23 protein-coding genes are annotated in these 23,222 nt (G+C 59.3%); 9 read left to right on the top strand and 14 right to left on the bottom strand.

The window, feature by feature from the left end:
• Window position 1 precedes the first annotated feature (1 nt).
• The 3 genes from B2344_RS06805 to B2344_RS06795 form a co-directional block, all read right to left on the bottom strand.
• Window positions 2-613, bottom strand: a complete 612-nt coding sequence (locus B2344_RS06805) for an exopolysaccharide biosynthesis protein (protein ID WP_290483054.1) — start codon at window positions 611-613, stop codon at window positions 2-4.
• A gap of 127 nt (window positions 614-740) precedes the next feature.
• Complete coding sequence (locus tag B2344_RS06800; protein ID WP_290483055.1) at window positions 741-1,034, bottom strand: CC_3452 family protein; 294 nt, start codon at window positions 1,032-1,034, stop codon at window positions 741-743.
• 118 nt (window positions 1,035-1,152) lie between these two features.
• Window positions 1,153-1,503 (bottom strand): UrcA family protein, encoded by a 351-nt coding sequence (locus B2344_RS06795; protein WP_290478527.1) that lies wholly within the window; start codon window positions 1,501-1,503, stop codon window positions 1,153-1,155.
• Between the two features lie 204 nt (window positions 1,504-1,707).
• On the opposite strand from B2344_RS06795, the gene B2344_RS06790 reads away from it, so the two are divergent.
• Together B2344_RS06790 and B2344_RS06785 are read left to right on the top strand one after the other, a co-directional pair.
• The gene (locus B2344_RS06790; protein WP_290484887.1) at window positions 1,708-3,048 is read left to right on the top strand and encodes an acyl-CoA dehydrogenase family protein; all 1,341 of its coding nucleotides are present in this window, start codon (window positions 1,708-1,710) and stop codon (window positions 3,046-3,048) included.
• A 106-nt stretch (window positions 3,049-3,154) separates the two neighbouring features.
• Window positions 3,155-4,822 carry a DUF4332 domain-containing protein gene (locus B2344_RS06785; RefSeq protein WP_290484886.1) on the top strand — a complete coding sequence of 556 codons (1,668 nt, stop codon included), beginning with the start codon at window positions 3,155-3,157 and terminating at the stop codon, window positions 4,820-4,822.
• Here the strand turns inward: B2344_RS06785 and B2344_RS06780 are convergent.
• The 7 genes from B2344_RS06780 to B2344_RS06750 all read right to left on the bottom strand — a co-directional run bounded on the left by B2344_RS06780 (window position 4,819) and on the right by B2344_RS06750 (window position 10,035).
• Window positions 4,819-5,148 (bottom strand): ArsR/SmtB family transcription factor, encoded by a 330-nt coding sequence (locus B2344_RS06780; RefSeq protein WP_206992462.1) that lies wholly within the window; start codon window positions 5,146-5,148, stop codon window positions 4,819-4,821. The genes B2344_RS06785 and B2344_RS06780 overlap by 4 nt on opposite strands.
• A 5-nt stretch (window positions 5,149-5,153) precedes the next feature.
• A complete protein-coding gene (locus B2344_RS06775) occupies window positions 5,154-5,804 on the bottom strand; it encodes an SRPBCC family protein (protein WP_290484885.1) in 651 nt (216 codons plus the stop codon).
• Between the two features lie 63 nt (window positions 5,805-5,867).
• On the bottom strand, window positions 5,868-7,232 hold the full coding sequence (locus B2344_RS06770; protein WP_206992464.1) for a tryptophanase: 1,365 nt from the start codon (window positions 7,230-7,232) through the stop codon (window positions 5,868-5,870).
• Window positions 7,233-7,410: 178 nt separating this feature from the next.
• Entirely contained in the window at window positions 7,411-7,917 is a 507-nt protein-coding gene (locus B2344_RS06765) for an HdeD family acid-resistance protein (RefSeq protein ID WP_290484884.1), read from the bottom strand.
• A gap of 81 nt (window positions 7,918-7,998) precedes the next feature.
• Window positions 7,999-8,778, bottom strand: a complete 780-nt coding sequence (gene map / locus B2344_RS06760; RefSeq protein ID WP_290482751.1) for a type I methionyl aminopeptidase — start codon at window positions 8,776-8,778, stop codon at window positions 7,999-8,001.
• Between the two features lies 1 nt (window position 8,779).
• Window positions 8,780-8,986 (bottom strand): ParD-like family protein, encoded by a 207-nt coding sequence (locus B2344_RS06755; RefSeq protein ID WP_034812582.1) that lies wholly within the window; start codon window positions 8,984-8,986, stop codon window positions 8,780-8,782.
• A 74-nt stretch (window positions 8,987-9,060) separates the two neighbouring features.
• A complete protein-coding gene (locus tag B2344_RS06750; RefSeq protein ID WP_290478521.1) occupies window positions 9,061-10,035 on the bottom strand; it encodes a Gfo/Idh/MocA family protein in 975 nt (324 codons plus the stop codon).
• 194 nt (window positions 10,036-10,229) lie between these two features.
• Between B2344_RS06750 and B2344_RS06745 the strand changes: the two genes are divergently transcribed.
• The 3 genes from B2344_RS06745 (at window position 10,230) to B2344_RS06735 (ending at window position 11,945) form a co-directional block, all read left to right on the top strand.
• Window positions 10,230-10,652, top strand: a complete 423-nt coding sequence (locus B2344_RS06745; protein ID WP_034812575.1) for a hypothetical protein — start codon at window positions 10,230-10,232, stop codon at window positions 10,650-10,652.
• 273 nt (window positions 10,653-10,925) lie between these two features.
• Window positions 10,926-11,207 (top strand): hypothetical protein, encoded by a 282-nt coding sequence (locus tag B2344_RS06740; RefSeq protein ID WP_290478520.1) that lies wholly within the window; start codon window positions 10,926-10,928, stop codon window positions 11,205-11,207.
• Between the two features lie 66 nt (window positions 11,208-11,273).
• A complete protein-coding gene (locus tag B2344_RS06735) occupies window positions 11,274-11,945 on the top strand; it encodes an SDR family oxidoreductase (RefSeq protein WP_290482750.1) in 672 nt (223 codons plus the stop codon).
• Window positions 11,946-11,948: 3 nt separating this feature from the next.
• Here B2344_RS06735 and B2344_RS06730 read toward each other — a convergent pair whose 3' ends face one another.
• Window positions 11,949-12,791, bottom strand: a complete 843-nt coding sequence (locus B2344_RS06730; RefSeq protein WP_290484883.1) for a mechanosensitive ion channel family protein — start codon at window positions 12,789-12,791, stop codon at window positions 11,949-11,951.
• Between the two features lie 316 nt (window positions 12,792-13,107).
• Entirely contained in the window at window positions 13,108-13,605 is a 498-nt protein-coding gene (locus tag B2344_RS06725; RefSeq protein WP_290484882.1) for a hypothetical protein, read from the bottom strand.
• Between the two features lie 113 nt (window positions 13,606-13,718).
• On the opposite strand from B2344_RS06725, the gene B2344_RS06720 reads away from it, so the two are divergent.
• From B2344_RS06720 to B2344_RS06710, 3 genes are all read left to right on the top strand, one after another.
• A complete protein-coding gene (locus B2344_RS06720; protein ID WP_290484881.1) occupies window positions 13,719-15,344 on the top strand; it encodes a peptide ABC transporter substrate-binding protein in 1,626 nt (541 codons plus the stop codon).
• A gap of 24 nt (window positions 15,345-15,368) precedes the next feature.
• The gene (locus B2344_RS06715) at window positions 15,369-16,487 is read left to right on the top strand and encodes a DUF3667 domain-containing protein (protein WP_206992473.1); all 1,119 of its coding nucleotides are present in this window, start codon (window positions 15,369-15,371) and stop codon (window positions 16,485-16,487) included.
• Between the two features lie 338 nt (window positions 16,488-16,825).
• Window positions 16,826-19,891, top strand: coding sequence for a TonB-dependent receptor domain-containing protein (locus B2344_RS06710; protein ID WP_206992474.1), 3,066 nt, complete (start codon window positions 16,826-16,828; stop codon window positions 19,889-19,891).
• 142 nt (window positions 19,892-20,033) lie between these two features.
• Here the strand turns inward: B2344_RS06710 and B2344_RS06705 are convergent, their stop codons facing one another.
• Both B2344_RS06705 and B2344_RS06700 read right to left on the bottom strand, forming a co-directional pair.
• A complete protein-coding gene (locus tag B2344_RS06705) occupies window positions 20,034-20,927 on the bottom strand; it encodes a class I SAM-dependent methyltransferase (protein ID WP_206992475.1) in 894 nt (297 codons plus the stop codon).
• Window positions 20,924-21,736 carry a TrmH family RNA methyltransferase gene (locus tag B2344_RS06700; protein WP_290482747.1) on the bottom strand — a complete coding sequence of 271 codons (813 nt, stop codon included), beginning with the start codon at window positions 21,734-21,736 and terminating at the stop codon, window positions 20,924-20,926. The genes B2344_RS06705 and B2344_RS06700 overlap by 4 nt, the downstream gene beginning before the upstream one ends.
• 110 nt (window positions 21,737-21,846) lie before the next feature.
• On the opposite strand from B2344_RS06700, the gene B2344_RS06695 reads away from it, so the two are divergent.
• On the top strand, window positions 21,847-23,222 hold a 1,376-nt coding region (locus B2344_RS06695; RefSeq protein WP_290484880.1), incomplete at its 3' end, for an OmpA family protein.

Genomic DNA, 23,222 nt, shown 5'->3' with positions numbered 1-23,222 from the left:
CTCAGAACCAGCCAGCCACCCGTCCCCACGGGACAAACAGGAATGTGATGGTAAGAGCGGCGGCCGTTGCCGCGAAGCCGGCAAGCATCAGCGCGCCATCCTTGGCGACGAGCGCCAAACCGAACAGGACAATCGCAACACCCGGCGCTGCGACGGCGAACGGCACGAGTTCCAGAGGGATCATCAGAATAGCGAGCAGGGAAACCGCGATCGCGGCCAGATAGGTGGCCACACGTCCTGTCGCCCAAGCGAGCCGCTCGGTGATCATGCGATCAATGCGTTCCAGCCAGGGTTTCACCTTGTGTTCGGCTTCTTTGAGTTTCGAGGTTTCGATGGATCGTTTCTCAACGAAGGACGGCATCCAGATATGATCGGCGCCAAACAGAATCTGAATGCTGAAAAGCAGGATGATAACCCCGATCACCGCTGGCAGGCCGGGTATTCCGCCTAGCGGCGGCAAGACGACCAGAAGGCCCAGCAATGTGATGATGGGACCAAAGGATCGGTGCCCGAACATGTTGAGCAGATCCCCAACCGAGATTGTGCCTTCGCCACCTTCTTCAATGGCGGTCTCGAGTACGTTCTCCAACGGATCGCTCTGTGATGCGGGCATGGCCTTCCTCTTGGTTACTCATGGTAACGCATCAAGTCGGCTGGGGTTCGCACTGCGCGCAAAAAAAGAGCCGCCTGGCATGACACCAGAGCGGCCCGAGGAGAGGTCTGCTATTCAGGAAAGTGCGTTAGCGTGCGGACTTCTTGCACGCTTCAATATCGTCTGCTTCCAGCTTGGAATTGGAGTTTCCGTAGGAGATGATTTCGCCGGCCTTCTTCGCAATCTTCTTGCAATCGCGAACAGAGGCCTTCTTGCGGTCGAGGTCGCCTTTGCAGACAGTGCCTTCGCAAAGCCAAACAGTGCCGATGGCCACGACCTGGCCTTCGTCGACAGGGGCGGCTGTTTCGAAGGTGAATGTGTTGGCGAAAGCTGGTGCGCCGAGCGCAAGGAAGGCTGCGGTGGTGAGAGCGGAACGGATCATGGGAGGATACCTTTCGGTGGGTGGACTTCAAAACAGTGTCGGACCCTAAGCGTCCGTTCGCACTCAATAGCGATTACTGACGAAAACGTCAATCATTCAGCCTTTCTGGCCTTGGTGCCTAGTTCGCGTCAGCCAGAATGCGCCTGTTCAGGCCAGAACGCGACACATAGGCTTCGGTGAGCTTCGGGTGGTCAATCTTGTTCACAGCTTGCGCGATAACCTGCGAGACGCACGAATCATCGACACGGGGTGCCTGCGAGACAGGGGCATCGTAGCGGCAGATGGAATCAGCCTGCATTTGCAGGGAATCCAGAACGACTCCGGCCCCGGCACGAGAGTGCAATGCGCTGTTATCATACTGGATTTCTGCTGACACAGTCTGGGCCGGATCGGCCATGGCAGGGGCGGCATAGGCGAGGCCGGCAAGACCGGCAGCGACAACGATAAGAGAGAGGCGGGAAGACGGCATGGGAGGAAACCTTCTTGCAGTTGCGGTCGGTGGTGACCGTAACGACAGAATATGATCATTGAATAAAAAGTCAATTGTTCATTGATTATATTTTTGTTTCAATCCTGCCGTGGCGGCATAAATTGCCGCGCGGTTTCAGTGCGGTAGTCTCGAAGGTGGAAAAGAGATCGCCGCTGAGGCGACCGCTCAGGAGGACAAAGCATCATGGATTTCAATATCCCGCAGGACATCGCCGATTATCTGACCGTGCTCGACCAGTTCATCGAGGACGAGATTAGGCCGCTCGAACAGCAGGACGACAACATCCGCTTCTTCGACCATCGGCGCGAATGGGCCCGGACTGATTTCGAAAATGAGGGCCTGCCGCGGCCCGAATGGGAAGAATTGCTGCGCGAAGCAAAGCGCCGCGCCGACAAGGCCGGACACCTGCGCTATGCGTTGCCGAAGGAGTTCGGCGGGCAGGACGGCTCGAACCTCGGCATGGCAATTATCCGCGAGCATTTCGCCAAACAGGGCCTCGGCCTGCACAATGATCTCCAGAACGAACATTCCATAGTCGGCAATTTCCCGCAGATCCTGATGCTGCGCGACTTCGCCCGGCCGGATCAGAAGCATCTTGCCGAAGACGCTTTGAACGGGAAGTTTCTCGCTTGTTTCGGCCTGACCGAACCTGATCATGGGTCCGATGCGACCCATATGGAAACCCGTGCGGTGCGCCAGAAGCGCGACGGCAAGGATGGCTGGCTGATCAATGGCGAGAAGATGTGGATCACCGGCATGCATGTGGCCACGCACATCATGATGTTCTGCCGCACAAGTGGTGAAGATGGCGACGCCAAGGGCATCACCTGTCTTCTCGTACCGGCGCGTGATCCCGGCGTCATCATTGAAGAATACATGTGGACCTTCAACATGCCGACCGACCATCCGCGCCTGACCATCAAGGATGTCTGGGTGCCTGAAGATGCCGTGTTCGGCCCGCCGGAAGGGGGCCTCGCCCTGGCCCAGCATTTCGTGCATGAGAACCGTATTCGCCAAGCCGCGAGTTCGGTGGGCGCCGCGATGTATTGCATCAATGAGAGCGTGCAATATGCCCGTGAGCGCAAACCGTTCGGCAAGCCGCTCGCGACCAACCAGGCGATCCAGTTCCCGCTTGTGGAGCTCGCCACCGAGGCCGAGATGCTGCGCCTGCTGATCTTCAAGACGGCCTGGGAAATGGACCAGATGTCCAAGCCGGACGTCGCGATCCATCTCTCCGACAAGGTCTCCATGTGCAACTACCGGGCAAACCGGCTCTGCTGCAATGCCGCCGACCGGGCGATGCAGGTGCATGGCGGGATGGGCTATTCGCGCCACAAGCCGTTCGAGCACATCTACCGCCACCATCGCCGCTATCGCATCACCGAAGGCTCGGAAGAGATCCAGATGCGCAAGGTCGGTGGCCACCTCTTCGGCTTCATGGGCCCCAACAAGCACGGCCAGGCCAAGGGCGAAAAAGACGCCAAGGGCAAGAGCACCGAGCCCACCGATTTTGCGGTGCGGTAGGCGCAGCAGAAACTTCCCCTCCCGCGCGAATGGTTAATGATGGCGTAACTATCATTAGGCATTTCTCGTTTGATCCAGATTGAATCAGGCGGGAAGGGAGACGGGCATGTCTCTGCTCGAACGAGTAATTCGCGGCCATCGGTGCCGCTCGACGCACCACTATATCGCGATGGACGCGCTGTCGCTCATAGCCTCGGAGGAGGCCGACAAGTGGAAGGACCTGTTCCTGGTTCACCACGAGCACCTGCTCGAAGGGGCCAAGGCGCCGGATTCCAAGTTCAAGGATTTCCGCAACCATGTCCTGCACATTTCCGAAGGGGAGTGGGGCGGCGCGCCGGGCAAGGCGATGGAATGGTATGCGACGGCGGTCGACCATCTCCGTCGCAAGCAATGGAGCAAGGCCGCCTATGCGTTCGGCGTGCTGAGCCATTATTATGCCGATCCGATCCAGCCCTTCCATACCGGCCAGACCGAGGAAGAGGGCACGATGCACCGGGCGGTGGAGTGGAGCATCGCCAAATCCCGCGACAAGATTGATGCCCGCATAGAGACGCTCGGCTATCCGGATGTGCCAGTGCCGGACGGCGCAGGATTCATCGCCGACATGGTCCGCAATGGCGCGCGCCTGTCGCATCCCCACTATCAGACCTTCATTGACCATTATGATCTCGACGTCGGCGTGAAGGATCCGCCCGCCGGGCTGGACGAGACCATGTTCGATGCGATCGTGGAACTGGTCGCCTATGCCACGGCCGGATTCGGCGCGATCCTCTCACGCGGTATTGCGGAGGCTGCTGTCAGCCCGCCCAAGACTAATCTGACCCTTCAGGGCTATATCGAGACACTGGACATTCCGCTGCGCTGGGTAACGGCGAAACTGTCGGATGCGGCCGACAAGCGCACCGTGACGCGGATGTACAAGGAGTATCAGAAGAGCGGTAAGGTCATCCGCACCCTGCCGGATGATGACAAGGAAATCCGCAAGCTTCACGCCAAACAAGTTTTGCGCGTTCCGCTGAAAGAGCTGAACAAACAGGAGATTGGCCCAATAGGTTCGAAGAACAAGGCGGTCGAGGAGCGCCTGCTGACCGCACTGATCGAGGATGAGGCCGAGATCGCCGCTGAGGCGACCGTTATTGAAGAGGATGTGGTCGAGGAGGCTGTAATCGAAGCGGCGCCAACCGACGAAACACTTCACCCGGCCGAAGCAGGAGTGCCGCTGGCCGAGGAAGCCCCTCCGCCGAAGAAAAAGGCTCCCCCAAAGGCAGAAGAAGTCTTGTTCGAGCCGGAGCCCGAGGCCGCTGCCCCCGCGCCGCTTGCTGATGATCTTGGCGAGGAGTCCGGCGACGTCGCCCGCCGCAGCCGCATCACCCGCGAGTCCCCCGTGGTCGAGGCGCCGAGCATTGGCAAGAAGACGGCCAAACGCCTGTCGCGCGCGGGGATCACCACGGTGGGTGACCTGCTGGATTGCGATACGGAAGAGACCGTCTTCCTCGTCGATGTGGCCTATATCGACATTGACACGCTGAACGACTGGAAGGACCAGACGATCCTGATGATGGAAGTGCCGGGCCTGCGCGTGCACGACGCCCAGATCCTTGTCGGCGCGGGCATCCGCAATCGCAAGGAACTGGCCGAGGCGCCTGCGCGCACCCTGTTCATGTTGGCGAGTGAATTCCTCCAGACGCCACAGGGGGACCGTGTGATCCGCGACGACGACTACCTCGCCGAAGAGGAAGTCGAAGAGTGGATCGAAATGGCGAAGGAAGCCTAACGCTCCCGAGGTTTTTTTCCGCGCTTCACCTCTGTTGCGAGCGATTCAAGCTTGTGCGTCCAGAAACCGCGGAAATGGCCTAGCCAGTCGTCGACTTCTCTCAATGGCTCTGTACCGAGCGAATAGATTCGCCGCGTGCCTTCTGCCTTCACTGAAGCAAAACCGTTCTCGCGCAGCACCTTGAGGTGTTGGGAAACGCCGGCTTGCGAAATGCCGAATTCGGCCTGGACCACGTCCACAATGTCGCCTGACGACAGGCTGCCTTCCGCCAACAGCTCGAGAATGCGACGGCGGACCTGATCACCGAGAACGTCAAAGGCATGCATGATGGTCAGCCTCCTTCCGGCGGAGCCTCGCCGAGATAGAAAGACGTTGTATTCGCTGCAGCGCTGGCTGCAATCTGCGGATTATTACCGGCGGCGACGGATGCGTCGCGCCAGCCTGCGCTGCTCTTGCGGACGAACAACTTGTATTCGTCGGTCCTTGTCCATTCCATGTCGGCTTCCGGAGGTTTCGACCAACCGCTGGCAATATGTGTTTGCAGGCCCAGTAATCCGAGATCCCAGCCAACGCCAGTGGCGCCGGGGCCGTATTTCTCGGCCCATGCCGGATCGATATGGCCCTCGTGAACCAGCTGGAGGTGCGTTTCATCTTCGCTGACTGCGTGCAAATGGACCTCCACCCAGCTGACCGTTCCGCCAAACTCCCACGTCAGTTCAAGCGTCTTCGGCGGATCGCACACTGTCACGGTGCCGCCCGCATTTCCCTCCACTTGGTAGCGCCCGCCGAGTTTGAGGTCGCCCGTAACGGGAGAGAACCAGCGCGGCAGTCGCTCCGGATTGGTCAACGCATCCCATAGGTCCTTGATACCGATGTCGTAAGTGCGTTCCGCGATGACGGACTCTGCAGGTTTTCCGTCGCGTTCGCGCTTGCGGACGATGCGGCTCGTGGCACCGATGGCAGCGGCGATATCATGGATCATGAGTCACCTATATATAATTCTACAATTATATAAGGCTTTAGTTATATAGGAGTCAATCTGCGATCAAAGCGTTTCAAACTCCGCCGTGAAGTGGCGCATCATGGGCGGCTCTTTCACGATCTTCAGGCCGCGAATGTCATCTTTGCGCTTCGCGAGTTCCTCGAACACTTCGACGATATAGTCCGCATGCGACTGGGTGTAGACGCGGCGCGGCATGGCTAGGCGGACAAGGTCCATCCGGGCGGGTTCTTCGGTGCCATCCGGTTTGCGACCGAACATGACCGTCCCGATCTCACAGCCCCGAATGCCGCCTTCCTCATAGAGCGCGCAGGCGAGCGCATGGCCCGGATATTCCAGCGGCGGAATGTGGGACAGCCATTCGCGCGCATCCACGAACACTGCATGGCCGCCCGCCGGCTTCATCACCGGCACGCCCAGCGCGTCCAGCCGTTCGGCGATATAGGCATTGGTGCGCACGCGGTAGCGCAGATAATCCTCATCCACGATCTCGGTCAGGCCCTGTGCGATCGCGTCGAGGTCGCGGCCGGCAAGGCCGCCATAGGTCGGGAAGCCCTCGGTCTGGATCAGCCGCGTGCGGGCCTGTTCGGCCAGCGCGTCATCATTCAGCGCGAGCCACCCGCCGATATTGGCGAAGGCGTCCTTCTTGGCGCTCATTGTCATGCCGTCGGCCACGTCAAACGTGTCGCGCACGATCTCCTTGATCGAGCGGTCCTGCTGCCCGTCCTCGCGCAGCTTGATGAACCAGGCGTTCTCGGCGAACCGGCAGCCATCAATGAAGAAGGGCTTGCCATGCGCATGGGCGATCTCGGCGGCGCCGCGAATATTGGCGAGGCTGACCGGCTGGCCGCCGCCTGCATTGTTCGTGATCGTCATCATCACACACGGCACGGCATCGCCGCGCTCACTCATCAACTTGGCGAGGGCGTCCAGGTCCATGTTCCCCTTGAAGGGATGGTCGAGGGAGGGGATCTTGCCCTCTGCGATGGGTAGGTCCAGTGCCTCGGCGCCCGCGGCTTCGATATTGCCGCGCGTCGTGTCGAAATGCGTGTTTGACGGAATGAGATGACCGGATTTGGCGATCAGCGAGAAAAGCAGGTGCTCCGCAGCGCGCCCTTGATGGGCGGGGATGATGTGCTTGAAGTCCATCAGATCCTTCACGGCCGCTTCGAACCGGTAGAAGCTCGGCGCGCCGGCATAGCTCTCATCGCCGGTCATCACCGCGCCCCATTGCGCCGCGCTCATGGCCGAGGTGCCGCTATCGGTCAGCAAATCGATCAGCACGTCATCCGAATGCAGCTTGAACAGATTGTAGCCCGCCTCTTTCAGCAGTCGTTCGCGCTCGTCTCGCGTGGTCATGCGGATCGGCTCGACCGATTTGATGCGGAAGGGTTCGATAATGGTCTTCATCTGTCAGCACTCCTGGCTCTGAATGTCCTGGGGGGTGCCGACAACGGCGCACACACAGGACTTATCCTGCGCCGCGGTTGCCTCGTCTTCGTGACGCGACCGCGCTCAGCGCCTGTTGTGAGATGGGTCGAATATCACGGAGCCAGCCCGCCATGCAAGATGCCGCGCAGGGCGCTCGTCAGTCGTCAAACACGTCCGACAGGGCCTTGTCCATTGCCATCATGGCGACGCCGAAGAACAGCATGTTGATCCCGGCCAATATGCCAATGGCCCAGGCCGCTGTGCTGGGCAGGCCGATCAGGATCAGCGCGCCTGCGATGATGCCGGCAAGGCCTGCCACGATCAGCATGGTCTTGCTGTTGCCGCGCAGACGCGGGCTGTTGGAGGCGAGGGCAAGCTGGACCCCGCCCTGGACCAGGAAGGATACGCCCAGAATTATGGTGAAGGAGATGAGCCCGATCCACGGAAAGACGAGCAGGCTGATCCCGCCAGCAAGGAAGAGCAGGCCGAGCAGCAAATGCTGCGTTCGCCCTTCAAGGCTCGGCCGCCAGGCCCACCAGAGATGCGCCGCGCCCGCAAAGATGATCAGATAGGCGAGAATGAAATTGTAGGAGAGCCCGGCAACATACGGGAAGAGGATTGCCAGCGCCCCGAGGATAACAAAGACCATGCCTGCGATTTTCATGTGATCAGCTCCCGGTCAAATTCAGACCAAGTCAGCTTATCATGTCCTGCCATGCGCTTGTACCGGACTGTGCCGTATTGACTACGCGCGGCGCGCCTGCATGGGTGTCTCGCCCGGACGCAAGGTCAGCACTTCAACACCGGTTTTCGTCACAGCAACCGTATGCTCGAATTGGGCGGAGAGCTTTCCGTCATTGGTCACCACCGTCCACCCATCAGCCTCGGTCGAAACCTGGCGTGTGCCCAGATTGATCATGGGTTCAATGGTGAAGACCATGCCTTCGCGCAGCTTGAGGCCGGTGCCCGGCTTTCCGAAATTGAGAACCTGTGGATCCTCATGCATTTCGCGGCCAATGCCGTGCCCGCAATACTCCCGTACGACAGAACAGCCATTTTTCTTGGCATGGCGGTCAATCGCAAAACCGATATCGCCAAGGTGCGCGCCGGGACGTACCTGTCCAATGCCTTTCCACATGGCTGTCTCGGCGATCCGAACAATTCGCTTGGCGGCGGCTGAGACATTTCCGACCATGTACGTCTTGCTTGAATCCGCGATGAAGCCGTTCTTTTCGAGGGTGATATCAAGATTGATGATATCGCCATCCCGGATGATCTCATCCGAACTGGGCACGCCATGACACACGACATGATTGATTGAGCAGTTCAGGACGAATTTGAAGCCATACTGCCCTTTGCTTGCGGGGCGGGCGCCGAGGTCTCCGGTGATGAAGCGGTCGACCAGATCGTTGACCTGTAGCGTCGACATGCCAGCCAGGTCCTGCTGGTCCAGCATTTCGAAAACGGATGCCAGCAGTTTGCCAGAGATGCGCATCAGCGCGATCTCGCTCGGCGTCTTTACCATGTCAGGCGACCTTCAGGTCGGCCAAGGGCGCATCGGCCGCTTCGAGCTGCATCTTCACAATGTCATTGAAGGAGAGCGTTGGATTGGCTTCGGCGAGCCGGCCGATTTTAATCCAGAATTCGGCTTGCGCATTGATGGATCGACACATGACCCCGCTCGCCCGCCGGACTTCTTCATGCAGGTCATTGTCGATCTTCACGATACCCATATTTGTCCTCGATATGAATTATATACATTCCGTATACGTTTTGTATATTCATGCGTCAAGCGAGCCTGGACGCTTTATCGGGGCGAGAGGCCTGCCGCTGCATAGATTGCGTCGATCACGGCCATGTTGCCGATCGCGTCGGCGCCACCGGTCAGCGGCACGGCGCGTCCGGCCATCACGTCCATGACATGGGCCAACTGGTGCTCATAGGTGATCATGCCGTCGGCCGTCTCGGTGCGTTCGTGGCCGCCTTGCCGGATGGTGATCTGGTGGCCGCGATGCGGGTGTACCGGGTTGAGCAAGGAGACACAGCCATCCTTGCAGACGATTTCGAGCCTGATATCGCGGTCCACATCTTCTGCCATACTGCATTCCACAATTGCTGACGCGCCGCTTGAAAAACCGAGATGTGCCTTGGTGCCGATATCAACACCGGGCCGGTCGCACTGCGCACTGGCCGACAGGACATCGGGTTCTGCGTCTGCAAGGGTGCGGATCATGTGGACCGAATAGCAGCCCAGATCCATTAATGCGCCTCCACCGAGTTCCAGCGTATGGCGCAACTCGCCCTCGCGATACGGGATCGACACATTGAACACCGCCTCCATGGTCTTGATCGCGCCGAGGTCTCCGCTGCGCACGATTTCCAGAACGCGCAGGAAAGCCGGGTGGAAGCGATAATGAAACGCCTCGATCAGTGGCTTGCCGGCCCGGTTGGCGGCGTCGACCATGCGCGTGGCTTCGGCGGCGTTCATGGCGAAGGGCTTCTCGCATAATACCGCCTTGCCAGCTTCCAGCGCGGCGATGGTCAGATCGGCATGGCGATGCGGGGGCAGGGCGTTGTAGATCAGGTCGACATCCTTGCGGTGCACCAGCGCGTCGTAATCGGTCTCAACATGCGCGATGCCGTTCGCTTCGGCATAGGTGCGCGCCTTGTCCGCGTCGCGCGCTGCCACGGCGACGATTTCGCAATCATCACGTTTTGCAGCGGGCTCGATGATGGCCTTGGGGCCAATCTTGGCGGCGCCGAGTATGCCGATACGGATCATGAAAACTCCTTGGGACGTACGGATGAGGGGTCAAAGGTAAATGATTTGGGGCGGTTTGTTTACCCGGCCCTAATGCATCTTAACGCACTTGGTCGCATTTGCCTTGCACAGCAATGCGCCCGGTAACCAAGCGGTAAGCACAATGAGGGTTAATGATAATTCCGAAGCCGTTAATCCTAGGAGTGCCATCGCACATGTTGAACGATCTTACAGCACACCTCGCCCGGCATAATGGCCTCTCGGAGGACGCGTCCCGACAAGCCCTCGGCATTGTCCTGAACGCAGCAGAGCGTCAGGATTCCCCCTTCGCCACGGCCATGTTCAAGACCATTCCGGGCGCACGCGCCCTGTCGGCCCGCACAGGCAGCACGATCGGCGCCCCGGTTGGAGAGATTGCTCGCCTGATCGAACAGACGCCCGGCGGCAAGCGCATTGTCGCGCAATCCATGATTTCCGAACTCCACAAGCTGGGTTTGGACCACAAGGCCATCGGCCTGCTATTGCCGAGTATTTCCACTTATATGGACGAGCACCACGCCCTGGTCGGCTTTGGCCATCTGGGTGACCTTATCGGGTCGGACCTCGACGCGGTCGCAGCCGCGGCCCAAGCCGCCTGATCTGGCTCGAAAGACAAGCTTTGGATGAGCCGCCGCGAGGGCGGCTTTTTCATGCGCGAAACTTTTTTCGTTTTCCGCGGAACCAAGCCAACTGAAGAGCGTAAACCTTGTATCTTGCAGGCAGACACCCCCCCTGACACTGTCAGTTGCCTCAAGACGTTCCCAATATGGGGCCAAGTCGGTTCTCCCTCTCTTCCCCCCAACCGGCTTGGCCCTTTTCTTTTGGAACGGGCCTGTCTATGTGCAAGGCCAGTGATTGAGGGCTTCCACCACATGCAAGACGTAACCACTCTGAAACCGGACGAACGACTGGCGCTGGACCTGATGGCGGCGATACGTGCCGATGCTGAAGCGATCTGCGCTCCCAATCCGGTGGAAATGGTTTCTGTCACGATCGACGTGTCCTCTGAGGCGGCTCAAGGCGCCGATGTCACGTTGGAGCCCAAGGTTGACCGGCAAACTCGCACAATCCTGTTCACCGGCGGCATGGCCCGCCAAGGTGACAAGCCCCTGATGAAAGCAACTGCGGTCTACCGGATTTTGCCAGAGTCGTAGCGGCCCTGTCGCAGCGTTTGCCGACGCGTTCCCATATACCCAGACCTATCCAGACGGAGAGTTTCTATGACTACCACGCTTATCACCGGTGCAAATCGTGGGATCGGTCTGGAGCTTGTCCGCAAGTTTCTCGCTCAAGGTCATGACGTGATTGCCACGGCGCGCGACCCTGAGACCTCAAACGAACTGAACGCGACGGGCGCCAAAGTTTATCCGCTCGAAGTGACCGATGCAGCTTCGGTGGCGGCATTGAAGGAAGCGGTCGGCGACCAGCCCATCGACTATCTGATCAACAATGCCGGCATTGGCAGTTTCGCTGCGTTCAAGGATCTCGATTATGACGCGTTCGCCAACATGCTGGCGGTGAACACGATTGCGCCGATTCGAATGATCGACACGTTCCTGGACAATATTGCGGCCAGCGATGTGAAGATGGCGGCCAGCCTGTCCAGCATGATGGGATCCATCGAGAACACGCATGCGTCCTTCGGACTGATCTATCGCACGTCCAAGGCGGGTCTGAACATGGCCTTGCGTGCCGCCGCGCCCGAACTTGCGGAGAAGGGGGTGACCCTGCTCGCGCTGCATCCGGGCTGGGTGAACACTGACATGGGCGGCAAGCAGGCGCCAGTCAATCCGGCTCAGAGTGCTGCTGGCCTCTACACGGTCATCACCACGGCAGGGCCATCAAGCGAGCTGCGCTTCCTGGACTTTGAAGGCAAGACCCATCCCTGGTAGCGACTAGCCCTGCTGGGGCGCAAAGCCGCCGAAATCCTCTGGCAATCTTACATCCGTATCAGCGCGCAGCCGGGGCAGGGCTTCGGGATGCTCGGCCTGAAGCCATTCGATCATCTGCTCACGGATCAGGCAACGCAAGTCCCAGGCTTTCGGAGACGAGCTGGCCGAGGCGAGCCCGCGCACCGTTACAGAATTGCCCGAGGCTTCGGTAACCTGCAAATTCACCACGTCGCCATTCCAGAGCGGGGTGGACTTGCAGATCTCTTCCAGCTTCTCGCGCATCCGCGCGATGGGTGCGTGATAATCTACCGTCCAGTAGACGCTGCCGATGATGGAGGCGCTCTTGCGAGTCCAGTTCTGGAAAGGCGTCTCGATGAAATAGGAGAGCGGCACGACGAGGCGTCGCCAGTCCCAGATCTTGATGACAACATAGAAGAGGCCGATTTCCTCGATCCAGCCCCATTCACCTTCGACGACGACGGCGTCATCCAGCCGGATCGGCTGGGTGAAGGCGATCTGCAGTCCGGCGATCAGGTTGCTGAGTACGGGACGGGCCGCCAAGCCGATGGCGATGCCCGCGATTCCGGCCGATGCAAACAGGCTGACGCCAATCTGTTTCACGCCGGGAATGACGGTGAGCGCGGCGGCGAGGGTGACGATTCCGGCAATGACGATCCAGACGCGGCGCACGACATCCAGCCGCGTGGCCGATTTGCGTGCTTCCAGATTGTCTTCTGCATCGAGGTGCAGGCCAGCCAGACGGCGTTTGATCAAGGCATCGACAATGGTGCCGACCAGCCAGCCAAAGGCGATGATGAACAATACGCCTGAACTGATCCCTGCCATTCGCTCGAGCCGGTCGCCTGAGACAAAGCCGTCAGGGATGTACTGAGGTAGGTATGGCGTCGCAAAGACCAGCGCCGCGCCGGCCAGCGCAAACAGAAGGGGCGGGCGAAAGCGCTTCAGCCAGCGCGTATTCCTGTGGGCAGTGATCTTTGTCCGGATACGCAGATTCCCTTCCAGTCGCTCGACGGGACTACGTCTCAGCCTGAGAAAGGTTTCATCGATTCAGCAAGCCACGTGCCCGGAATAGGTCAAGCCATTGCTGGCCTGCGCGCGGTTCGGTCAGTGTTTGCTGAAGTTTGCGGCAAGGATTCCCGTATTATTTTACGCGTTCGACCCGGAATGCGATGCCGCCATCCAGTTTCATCTTGTAGCTGCCGAAGGCCGCTTCATAGATCTGGGCTTCGGTCTGGCCATTATTGCGCAGCGCCTTGGAATCGGTTTGCCGCCAGATCTGTCCATTTTCCAGCGTGATCACCAGATTTCCACGATTGCCGCGCACGGCTTTCACAGGGAGCGTCATCTCCTTGAGGCTCTGGTCGTCAGATTTGCCGAGCGTCAGAGAGGGCAGGGACGGAATGGAGAAGCCGAAGGAATCCTGGCGGACCTGTTCGACTTCCTGTCGGGTCACTGTTGTGACGTCACCCGCCGCTTCGGCGGCTTGCAGCCGTCCAACAGCCGTATCGTAACAGGCAAGGCGCTCTGCATCTTCGGTGACGGATGTGCAGGTATAGACGTCATCGGTTGAGACATCTTGTGCAGTGGCTGTTGCGCCAAGCGCAAAAATCATCCCTGCAATGCACCAAATTCGGGTCATTCCTGTTACCTCATGTGCGACTTCCAGCAGGAAGGCTTTGCAAAACCGTAATGGTCTGGCAGCAGTGTTGCAAATCGCGCGATCGCGGAAAAGACGTTGGAGACACAAAACCCATGAAGTTGAACGCCTTGATGACAACCGGCCTGGCTGCCGCACTTGCCCTGACACTGGCCGCCTGCGGGGGCGGTGGGGATTCCGCAGCCTCTGACGTGCCGACCCTGCGCCGGGGAATTTCGGCCAAGGTGGACACGCTGGACCCCAACAAATCATCCGCGCAGTGGGAGAACATTATCATTGGCGACATGATCATCGGCCTGACCACGGATGGCCCAGATGGCCGCCCGGTGCTGGGCATGGCCGACAGTTATGAAGTCAGTGAAGATGGTTTGGTCTGGACCTTCACTTTGGGTGATCATGTCTGGTCTGACGGCACGCCCGTCACTGCCGGCGACTTCGTCTACAGCCTGCGCCGCATCCAGAACCCGGAAACTGCTTCGCAATACGCGTCGCTCCTCTGGTTGATCAAGAATGCGCAAAAGGTGAGTTCACAGGAATTGCCGCCCGAAGAACTGGGCGTGAAAGCCATCGACGACAAGATGCTGGAAATCACTTTGGAATACCCGGCGCCTTATTTGCTTGGCCTGCTGAGCCATTACACGACCTATCCGTTGCCGAGTTGGGCCATCGAAGCGCACGGAGATGCGTGGATCCAGCCGGAAAATATTGTCGTCAACGGTCCTTACAAGCTGGTCTACTGGCGCACGGGTGACCAATTGGTCGCCGACAAGAACCCGACCGGATTTGGCGCGCCGGAGGCGTGTTTTGATCGGGTCGTGTATCTGGAACTGGAAGACCTGTCGGCCGTCGAGAACAAGATTTCCGCAGGCGAACTGGACATCAATAATGCCTTTGACGGGTCTCGCTATACCGAATTGGATGCGAAATTCCCCGGCTGGCTGCGCACGACACCTTCTCTCATCTCGACCTACTGGACATTCAACACCACCGTTGAGCCGTTCGACGACGTGCGCGTGCGCAAGGCCCTTTCAATGGCGCTCGACCGGGAGTTCATGGTTCGCAACGTGCTGACACAGGGCTATCTGCCAGCGTATTCCTTCGTGCCACCGGGCATCAATAATTACGATGTCAGTCGGCCATCCATGGATTGGAAGGACACCTCACGCGAAGATCGGCTTGCCGAGGCGCGCAGCCTGTTGGAAGCGGCAGGGTTCGGCCCGGGCAATCCGCTTGAGTTCGAATTCATTCACCGTTCGACGGACGACAATCCGAAGGTGGCGCCGGTCGCTCAGTCCAATTGGAGTGATATCGCCCCCTGGGTTAACCCGACCATCGTGAAACAGGATACAAAAGTGCTCTATTCGCGCTTGCGGACCGGAAACTTCTCGGTAGCGGATGCGGCATGGGTCGCGGATTTCGATGATCCGATCAACTTTCTTTACCTGCTCGATTCCAAAACGGGCCAGCAAAACTATGGCGACTATGCCAATCCGGAGTATGATGCGCTTCTGAGCCAATCGAACCAGCAGCTGGACCTGCAGATGCGGGCAGAAGTCTTCGCAGCCGCTGAAGAACTGATGCTCGAAGAATATCCGATTACGCCGATGTGGTTTCAGGTGACCAAGAACATGGTCGATCCGGAGCTGACCGGCTGGGAAGAAAATGCGAAGGATCAGCATCGCTCGCGCTTTCTGTGCCGGGAGGGGCTCAGCGCCGAGTAGCGGTAAACAGACGGGGGTCTCGAAATGGAACATGAAATGGAGGCCGCAGGTCTCGGGTCGGCAAGTGGCTTGTCGACCGGAGACCATCATCCGGTAAAGTCCGGTTTGCCTTGCGCAAATTGCGAGACCATCGTCGAGGACCGGTTCTGCACAACGTGCGGCCAATTGGCGTCTGACTTCCATCGCCCGGTCTGGGATCTGGTGGCGAGCAGTCTGGCGGACGTATTTGCGCTGGATGGCCGCTTGTGGCGGTCCTTGCCCATGTTGTTGTTCCGCCCCGGCCGGATGACCCGGAACTATCTGGATGGAAAGCGCGCACGCTATGTGCCGCCTTTCCGCATGTTCCTGATGGCGTCTGTGATCTTCTTCCTGACCCTGTTCACGCTCGGCGATCAGATGGGCTGGTACAATTCTCTCAAGATCGACCGCCTCCTGGAAAACGGGATCGATGTCGGGATAGGGGAGGATGGTGAGCCTCTTCCGGTGGTGACCGAAGAGGGGCTGGAGGAATTGCGCGCCCGGGCAGAAGACCCCGACCTGACGCCGGATGAGCGCGAACTCATCCAGCTGGAATTGCTACAGGCGGAGCACGGCATCACATTTCAGCGTATCATGACGGATGACGGCCGCATCAATCGCGACGCGCTTTATGATGAGGTCACTTCAAGACTGGACGAGGATGCGACCCCCGCGGAGCGCGAGCAGGCATGGCGCGCCGCCGACCATGCGGCGACCGTGTACGAGAACCAGGATCGCTATGGCGCGCGCATTCGGGAATGGGCGCCGAGATTCAGTTTGATGTTCCTGCCTATCCTGGCCTTCATGCTGACGATTCTGTATGCGTGGCACCGCAGCCGGTACATCTATGACCATGTGATCACCGCGCTGCATGTGCAGACCTTCATCTATCTGACAGCGACCTTCTTAATTGTGCTCGCCGCCGTGAACGCAGCTTGGCTTGGCGAGCTTATCTTGGGTGGGGTGCTGGTCGGCATTGCGTATCTCTATCGCCAATTGCGCGTGACTTACGAGACGGGGCGATTCATGGCTGCCTTGCGAACCCTGATCCTGTTGTTCTCAATCCTGATCGTGGGCGTCACGCTGGGCATTTCCCTGGTCGTTGTCAGCTTCATGCTGGTCTGAACAGGGCGGATTGCCTGAAATGCGATCAGGCGCAGCATGAAGCTCGGCTCGAATTCAGGTGGCCTGCCTGGAAAACAAGCATAGTGGAGGGCGCCGCAAAATCCGTTCGGGGCATTTTTTCGGATTTATCAGGCGTATCTGGAACAATATTGCCCCAAACCGACCAAAAAGGTGATGCGATTCTGTCACACTGGTGTCATTTTGCTTGTGAGCGCCGCTGCATCCAATTGACTATGCAAGGTGCTCAATCCTTACTGCCCGGTAAGACTTGGTCTAGGGGGCCAGGTTTGTCTGCATGATGTGGACACATTTTTTTGACAATCCTTTCGGAGGTTCAAGTGAGCGAACTTAACTTGAAGAAGCGCCTATTGGCGTCGTCGGTATTTGCCGGCGCTGCACTTGCTGCAGCTGCTGCGCTGCCAGCGTACGCCCAAGACGCAGATGAAGACGTAATTGCTGTAGCAGAGGCGGACGGGGAAGAAGCATCCGTACAACAGACCATCGTCGTCACGGGCTCGCTGATCCCGCAAAGCGGCAACCTGGTTGAGACCAGCCCGGTCACGTCCCTCGGCTCCGCCGACTTCGACGTGCGCGGTGTTGTCCGTGCGGAAGACATGATCAACGCCCTGCCACAGGCATTCGGTGCTCAGGGTTCCGCCCTCGCCAACGGCGCGACCGGTACGGCTTCGGTCAACCTTCGCGGCCTGGGTGCTTCCCGCACGCTGACGCTCTTGAACGGCCGCCGCCTGCCATACGGCTCGCTGAACACGGCTGCTCCGGACATCAACTTCATCCCAGCCGCAATGGTGAAGAAAGTTGACATCCTGACCGGTGGTGCGTCCGCAACCTACGGTTCTGACGCTGTTTCCGGTGTTGTGAACTTCGTGCTCGACACGGATTTCGAAGGTGTTCGCCTGGAAGGTAACTACTCCTTCTACCAGCACGACAATTCCAACAGCTACATCCAGGACATCCTGGGTGGCTTCGCAGCTGACAACCCTTCCCAGTTCACGGTTCCGGATGGCTCGACGTCTGATGGTGAGTCCGTTGACATCACCGCAGCGTTCGGTGGCAAGCTGGACAATGGCCGCGGTCACGTCATGGGCTTCGCCAGCTTCCAGAACACCAAGGAAGTTCTTCAGGCTAACCGCGACTATTCGCAGTGTGCCCTGTCCACCACCAATGGTGGTAACGACTTCACATGTGCCGGTTCGTCCACGAACCAGTTCACCAACATTCTGGACCTCGGCTCCAACCTGCCGACCGGTCTGTGGGCTCGCGTTGACCCGACCACGAACGAGTTCGTTGAGCGGAACTTTGTCTCTGACACGTTCAACTACAACCCGTACAACCACTTCCAGCGTCCGAACGAGCGCTACTCCTTCGGTACGTTCGCGAACTATGACATCAACCCATATGTGAACGCATATGGCGAATTCATGTTCATGGACAACCAGACCAATTCCCAAATCGCGCCGTCTGGTGTGTTTGGTTACGGTGTGACCGGCGGAAATGGCGGCATCAACTGTGACAACCCATTCCTGAGCGCACAACAGGTCGACTTTATCTGTACGTCGCGCGGTGCAGCGGGTGATGACATTGCCGGTATCGGCGACGTCCTGTTCCTTCGCCGGAACGTCGAAGGCGGAAACCGCAACAACGACATCCGTCACACGACCTATCGTGGTGTGATCGGCCTGCAGGGCACCATTGGCGACTCGCCATGGGGTTATGACATCTCTGCTGTGTACGCCAACGTGCACCGTTCGGAAGTCTACAATAACGACCTGTCGATCTCGAAACTGTCCAAAGCGCTCTACGCTGTTGATGACGGAACGGGCAACATTGTCTGTGCGGTCAATGCCGATGCCGATCCGAACAATGACGACGCGGCTTGTGCTCCTTACGACATCTTCTCAGGTGCCGGCCCAAGCGACGCTGCTGTGAACTACATCGTCAACCCGCTGTTCAGGGATGGCGACGTCAAGCAGACGGTTGTGACTGCCAAGACCTTCGCAGACCTCGCCGACTATGGCGTCGTGTCTCCGATGGCTGAAGAAGGCATCAAGGTTGCCTTCGGTGTGGAATATCGTCGTGATAGCCTCGACTCCAACCCAGACAGCAACTTCCAGTCCGGCGACGGTGCTGGTCAGGGTGGACCTACGAACCCAATCGCTGGTTCGCAGGAAGTCTATGACTACTTCGCAGAGGTCAACGCACCACTGATCGAAGGTTATGAGGGTGTTGAGTCCCTGGGTGTCGACCTTGCTTATCGCCGGTCGAACTATGACGCCGTGTCTTCTGACGCTTACAAGATCGGTGTTGAGTACGCTCCGGTTGAAGACATCCGCTTCCGCGGTTCATTCCAGCGCGCCGTGCGTGCTGCGAACATCTTCGAACTCTTCTCGACACAGTCCATCGGCCTGTTCGACCTGACTCAAGGTTCAAACGGCATCTACGATCCATGTGCTGGCACGACGCCAACCGCAACGGCTGCACAGTGTGCAAACACTGGCGTGACCGCTGCCCAGTACGGCAGCATCGCGGATAACCCAGCTGGCCAGTTCAACACGCTGACCGGTGGTAACCCAGACCTGGAACCAGAAACGGCTGATACGTACACGATTGGTTTCGTGGCCACGCCGTCGATGATCCCGGGCCTGACAGTTTCCCTCGACTACTTCGACATCACTGTTGAAGACCTCGTGGGTACGGTTCCACAGGAACTGGCACTCGATACCTGCCTTGAAACCGGCGACACGTTCTTCTGTTCGCTCGTCAATCGCGGCAATGGCGGCACACTGTGGGCGGGTCAGACCGGCTACATCGTTGCAACCAACATCAACACCGGTTCGCTTTCGACCTCCGGCTTCGACCTTCTGGCCAGCTACGCTCTGGACCTGGATGCTCGCGGCGGAATCGACTTCGACTATGTCGGTACGATGCTTGAATCTCTCGAGACCAAGCCACTGCCGAACTCCACCGGCGCTGATATCTTCGACTGTGTCGGCTACTACGGCGGCAGCTGTGCCTCCGGTGGTGGTACGGAAGTTGCCAACGGTGCTTCGCCAGAATACCGCCACAAGGCTTCCATGACCTGGGCCGATGCCGAAGGCCTGTTCAGTGTCACCGGTACGTGGCGCCACTTCTCGGAAGTCGAAATCGCAGGTGGTGACGATGGCACCATCAACGGTGTTCTGGATGCCCAGAACTACTTCGATCTTTCCGGTTCCTGGAACGCGACGGACTACATGTCCCTGCGTCTCGGCGTGAACAACGTCCTGGACGAAGATCCACCGCTTTCCTCGGTTGTCGGTACGGCGCCGGGTAACGGTAACACCTACCCACAAGTGTACGACGCTCTTGGTCGCTACATCTTCATGGGTGCGACGTTCGACTTCTAAGTCTGACGACGTAACAGAAACAGGAACGGCGGCTTTTCGGAGCCGCCGTTTTTGTTTTAACGGGTGCGGTGACAGCGCTTAGCGCTTCACCCGAACCGGGCTAAGGGCTGTTTTGTCTGGCTGCGCAGAAAGAGGCGTGCGGTCAGGCGCCCGCGTGCCAGCGTGCATAGATGGCTGTCGGCAAGAGCCGGTCTGAACCTTGCTGGGGCAGGGCCATCTCGCCGGTCTCCATCACGCCGCCCAGCGGGGAGAGCCGGTCAGCCAGCGCCTGTGACAGGGCCAGATAAGACAAGCGCACGGCATAGGCCGTCAGGATCACAAACAGGGGCCGGTCACTCAGCAGCTGCTTCACGACGTCCAGCAATTCGGGCAAGTTTTCCTCGAACCGCCAGGTTTCATTCTTTGGGCCGCGTCCGAATTTCGGCGGGTCCAGGATGATGGCGTCATATTCGTTGCCACGCCGGACCTCGCGGGCGGTAAACTTCATGGCGTCATCGGCGATCCAGCGAATGGACCGATCCTGCAGGCCACTCATCGCCTGATTGTCCTTGCCATAGCCGTTTGATTTCGGGCTGGCATCCAGATGGACCACTTCGGCGCCCGCGGCTGCGCAGGCGAGCGACATCATGCCGGTATAACCGAACAGGTTCAGCACCTTGATCGGACGGCCGGCTGCGCGGATCTTCTCCTGCGCGAAGCGCCAGTGAACCGAATGTTCCTGGAACACGCCCATATGCCGGAAGGCAGCACGGCGCGCCTCGAAGGTCAGGCCATTCCATTGCATCGGCCAGCTGTCGAGCGCCTTGGGAGACAGCACTTCCCAATTGCCCGCGCCGTCATCATCTTGCGACTTCGCAGAAAACTGCGCATCGGCGCGCCAACTTTCCAAGGGGCGGGCTGGCTCCCAGAAAGCTTGGGGATCGGGCCGGATGACGGTCTGGCTGCCGAAGCGCTCAAGCTTCTGCAAGTGGCCACTGTCGAGCAGGGCGTAGTCTTTCCAGTCGTCGGCGATCAGGAGGCGGGTTTCGGTCTTCATTTGAAATCCCTCTGGCGCCACGCTTCATAGGTCATGATGGCGGTGGCCTGGGCGAGATTGAGGCTGTCGGCGCCGCCCCGCATCGGGATCAGGCAGAGCTGGTCGCAGGCGGTTTCGGCTTCAGGCGGCAGGCCGGATTGCTCATTGCCCATGATGATGACAGAGCTGGAGGTGAAATCGGTGCGGTCATGGCGGGCCGTGCCATTGACCGACGCGGCGCTCATAGTCAGGCCAAGCCTTTTGCGCCAGGCGTTGAACTGGTCGAACGAGGCGGTCGCAAAGGGCATGTCGAAGATCGAGCCCATGGAGGCGCGCACGGCCTCGAAACTGTAAGGATCACAACAGGTTTCGATCAGGATCACGCCGGAAATGCCCGCGCAGTCGGCCGTGCGCAGGATTGTGCCCAAATTGCCGGGATCGCGCACTTCATAAAGGGCGACAAACAGGCCATTGCTGTCCTGCGGCAGGGCATCAAGGCCGAGATGGCGCTGGTGGAACGCCGCGACCACGCTCTGCGCATTATCCTTGTGAGTGATACGCGACATCAGTTTGTCGGCGGCCAGCACGACCCGCGCGCCGGAAGTCTCTGCCTGACGGATCAATTCCGCGAGGTGTGGCCGATCTGCCATGCTTGCCGCGACAATCAGCGAGTCCGCCTTCCAACCGTTTGCAAGCCCCTGGCCGATCAGGCGCGCGCCTTCTGCGAGAAACAGGCCCGTTTCGGCTCGGCCTTTCTTTCTTTCAAGACTTTTCAAGGACTTGATGAGCGGGTTTGATGCGCTGCTGATCGTCTCAATCTGGCGGGTCATGCTGGGGATTCGGCGTCTCTGACTCTGCGGGGTAACTCTTGCGAGGACATGCTGAATAGGGCATCCCTGATTATCAGGGGATTAGCAATGGAGGAGGTCGCGGGGCCTCTATGAGACTGCTCGACTACCTTTTTGGATTTGTGGCCCTTGTTGGCTTGATCTGCACGGGCTGGTGGGCCGTGTACCAGTCAGCGAACACGCCTGTAAACCTCCAAGCGCGGCTGGAGGCCAACGCCAATGCGGCGCTGGCCGAGCAGGGCTTTGACTGGGCAGGCGTGCGCATGCATGGCCAACGCGCCGAGCTGACCGGCAAGGCCCCCTCCATGGATGCCATAGAAGCAGCAGCTGAAACCGTGCTGACATCCAGCGGGTCAGGCGGGATCGTCCTTGGCGGAGTGACCATGGTCGAGAGTGGGGTGGGCACTGCGCCGCCGGTGACCCCCTATGTCTGGCGCGCCATCAAGACTGGTGCAGGCGACTATATCCTGATGGGGCATGTGCCCTCGCGTACCATTCGCGCTGACCTTCTGGACTATGCCGGTTCGCATGCTGGCGATGGCGCGGTTGAAGACCGTATGCAGCTGGCCAATGGCGCGCCAGCCGCTTACTGGCAGGGCATGGCCCGGCTCGCATTGGACAGCCTGGCTGAACTCGATACAGGCGAAGCCCGCCTGCATGACACGCGCGTCCGGTTGCGCGGGGTCTCTATGGAGACTGCGACCCGCGCGCGGGTTTCGGCCGACATCGCCAATGTGACCGCCCCGTTCCGGGGAGAGCCTTTCCTGCGCGGCCCGGCCTTGTGGAGCGCGGCGCATGGCGACGGCGAACTGGTGCTGTCCGGCAAGGTCGCCAGCGAAGCCGAGCGCGAGGAAATCCTGACGATCGCCAAGCAATATTATGCGCGCACCGTACGTGACGAGATGGAGGTCGCTGGCGAGCCTCATCCGGGCTGGCTGAACGGCGTGCGCGTGGGCTTGCCGCATTTTGCCAAGTTCCGGTCCGGCGAAATGGCGTTCGAGCCAGAGGAAACCGGTCTCAGTTTCGAGGGCGAGGCGTCAGGGTCCACGATTGCCTACCTCCAGCAGGATATGGCCAATCTTGGTGGCCCTTATCCTGTCACAGTCTTCGCCGATACGGTGCAGGTAGATGTGGACGAGATTCGCGACATCGACTTTCAGGCAGACCCGGTTGCGGCCTGCCAGCAGGCCTTTGACGCGGTGATGGAGACCAACAAGGTGTATTTCGAGACCGGCCTGGCAAACATTAGCCGTGAAAGCGGCCTGACGCTGGACAAGGTCATGACCGTATCTGAGCGGTGTGCGCGAGATCTGGTGTTTGAAGTGGGCGGCCATACCGACTCCACGGGCGAGCGGGAGGCAAATATTGCCCTCAGCGAGGCACGGGCGCTGGCTGTGCGGGATTATATGGTTTCGGCCGGATTTTCTCCTTCTCGGCTGACTGTAATTGGGTATGGTCCCGACGAGGC

It is taken from the genome of Hyphomonas sp. UBA3195 (assembly GCF_002366485.1).
Classification (GTDB): domain Bacteria; phylum Pseudomonadota; class Alphaproteobacteria; order Caulobacterales; family Hyphomonadaceae; genus Hyphomonas.
The sequence above is the reverse complement of the archived record's forward strand: the minus strand, read 5'-3'. Positions and strand labels throughout refer to the sequence as shown.